We start from the raw sequence: 2,196 nt of genomic DNA, 5'->3' as shown, positions 1-2,196 counted from the left end.
GCCTTCGAGGGTCGAAGCGTTCACCCCGCTCGATCCGGTCGAGTTCTGTATAACTCCGACAACGACACTCGTGACGACGACTATGCCGCCGAGCACGACCGCGCCACTGATGACGCGGTGGTTCTTGATCTTCTGGGTGACACTGTTGTCGATGTGGACCGGTCCGGACCCGAAGTTGTTGCCGGACACATTATTGGAGTTGGAGATCCCCACGATTGCTCCTCGTGAATAGGTACGGCTCTCCGCCTTCTTATTTCGTGGGGTTCGACACGTTACGGGAGACTTCGGCATCGAGAATCTCGGAGGTTCCGGAGATCAGGGGCAAAAGACGCGCTCTTGTCGCGCTTGGGCAGGATGGTTGAGCCGAACCCATGTCGCAGGTGGGACGGGCGACAAGCGGCGTGCCGGTGCGCAGTTGGGCCATGCGGACCCCAAAGTGCCGATCCGTGGCGTCTGCGAGCCATTCAGACTGAAACATCGTTGAGTCAACGGTAGCGTGACGTGCTGGAATCCGAGTGTTGTCGGGTTCGGTACTCGCTCTATTGGGAGATTCATGAAGTACAGGAAATTCGCGACCACCGCGCTGATCGCCGCCGCGGCCACCGGAATCGCCGCGGGCACCGGGTATGCCGCGCCGGCCGACCCGGCTCCGGCCGTGCAGGCGCAGCCGGCGGCGCAGGTGCAGGGCGCGCAGCAGGGCGTCGACTATGTGGTCACGGTCGCCGAGGCGGGCAATGGCATCATTACCCGGGTGACCGGTGGGCAGTTCGGGTTGAGCGCCGATGGGAAGTCGGTGGCGCTGCGCAATCAGGACGGGGTGGTCGTCACCCAGGTGAATCTGTCGAGCGAAGTGGCGGGCAAGAAGGTCGAGCTCGCCGCCGCGATCGACAATGACGGGCGCCAGCTCACTCTGACGCCGGTCAGTGCGCCGAACATGACCGTGAAGGACATCAGCTCGCAGGACTGGTTCTTCTCCGAACTGCAGCACGCCGCGCTGGGCGCGGTCATCGGCGGCATCATCGGCTTCCTGTTCGTGGGCATCGGTGCGCCGTTCGGCGCGCTCATCGGCCTGCTGGTCGCCGGTGGACAGCCGCTCATCGATTCGGGCTCGGCCTATTTCAGCGGGCAGCCCTGAAAACGCTGATTCTCGGCGGCACCCGGGAGGCCCGGGAACTCGCCGACATCGCTTCCGGTGAGCGGGGATTCGAGATCGTCTCCTCGCTCGCCGGACGCGTGCGCGAACCGCTGCTGCCCGTCGGCGAGGTGCGCGTGGGGGGCTTCGGGGGATTCGAGGGGCTGCGGGAATGGCTGGCCGACAACGGGATCGAGGCCGTGGTGGATGCCACCCACCCGTTCGCCGGGGGTATGACGGCCAATGCCGCTGCCGCGGCCGCGAGCCTGCGATTGCCGATCCTGCACCTGCGCCGACCGGGCTGGACCGAGCGCGAAGGCGATCGCTGGATCCGCGTACCCGATCTGGAATCGGCCGCGAAAACCACTGCGGGCCTCGGTGATCGCGTGTTCCTGACCATCGGCCGCCAGGGCGTGGGCGCGTTCGCCGATTCGGCGGCCTGCTTCCTCATCCGCGCCATCGACCCGCCCGAGGGTGCGGTACCTCCGCGGCACGAATTGCTGCTCGCGCGCGGGCCTTTCAGCGTGGCCGACGAGACCGCACTGCTGACCGGGCGGCGCATCGAGGTCGTGGTGACCAAGGACAGCGGGGGAGCGCTGACCGAGGCCAAGCTCACCGCGGCACGTGCACTCGGTCTCCCCGTCGTGATGATCGACCGCCCCCCTTTGCCCGCGGGCGCGGAGCAGGCCGAAAGCGTTGCCGCGGCTTGGGATTGGCTGCGTGCCCGACGCTGATCCGGGCGTCGCGATCAGCGAGTGGCGAATTCGGCCAGCGCGGTGGAAATCGGCTCCGGGCGGCCGTCGTTCTGTTGCGCAGCCGCGGTGAGCACGTCGAGATGGTGGTATCCGCGGGCAGTGACCGTCTCGCCGACGGGCATGATACCGCTGGCGGTGACGAGTCCGGAACCGCCCAGCAGATTCAGGGTGGGGCTGGCCGTCGTGCCGCCGGGATGAACCAGGAGGCCCGCGATGTGCGGGGTGGAGCTGTGGAACAGGTCGGTGATCAGTTTGGTGGGGAAGTAGTCCTCGGTGAACGGCAGCGGCTGTTCGGCGAGGCTTAGTACT

The 2,196-nt window shown here is 66.8% G+C and carries 3 protein-coding genes and 1 pseudogene; 2 read left to right on the top strand and 2 right to left on the bottom strand.

The annotated features are described in order from the left end of the window. On the bottom strand, positions 1 to 213 hold a 213-nt coding region (locus NS2_RS35500; RefSeq protein ID WP_147207445.1), incomplete at its 3' end, for a hypothetical protein. Positions 214 to 553: 340 nt separating this feature from the next. On the opposite strand from NS2_RS35500, the gene NS2_RS36615 reads away from it, so the two are divergent. Together NS2_RS36615 and NS2_RS35485 are read left to right on the top strand one after the other, a co-directional pair. Further along, on the top strand, positions 554 to 1,135 hold the full coding sequence (locus NS2_RS36615) for a DUF8020 domain-containing protein (RefSeq protein ID WP_033091748.1): 582 nt from the start codon (positions 554 to 556) through the stop codon (positions 1,133 to 1,135). Next, a complete protein-coding gene (locus tag NS2_RS35485) occupies positions 1,132 to 1,866 on the top strand; it encodes a cobalt-precorrin-6A reductase (protein WP_033091747.1) in 735 nt (244 codons plus the stop codon). Before NS2_RS36615 ends, NS2_RS35485 begins: the two co-directional genes overlap by 4 nt. 14 nt (positions 1,867 to 1,880) lie before the next feature. Here NS2_RS35485 and NS2_RS36610 read toward each other — a convergent pair. Next, positions 1,881 to 2,196, bottom strand: a pseudogene (locus tag NS2_RS36610) (hypothetical protein); the annotation flags it as partial.

Source organism: Nocardia seriolae NBRC 15557 (assembly GCF_007990715.1).
In the GTDB taxonomy this organism is placed as follows: Bacteria; Actinomycetota; Actinomycetes; order Mycobacteriales; family Mycobacteriaceae; genus Nocardia; species Nocardia seriolae.
Note: the sequence above shows the minus strand (reverse complement) of the source record. Positions and strands in the feature narration are given on the sequence as shown.

Coding starts and splice junctions, on each gene's coding strand:
- NS2_RS36615 (WP_033091748.1), top strand. CDS start 554: ATGAAGTACAGGAAATTCGCGACCACCGCGCTGATCGCCGCCGCGGCC.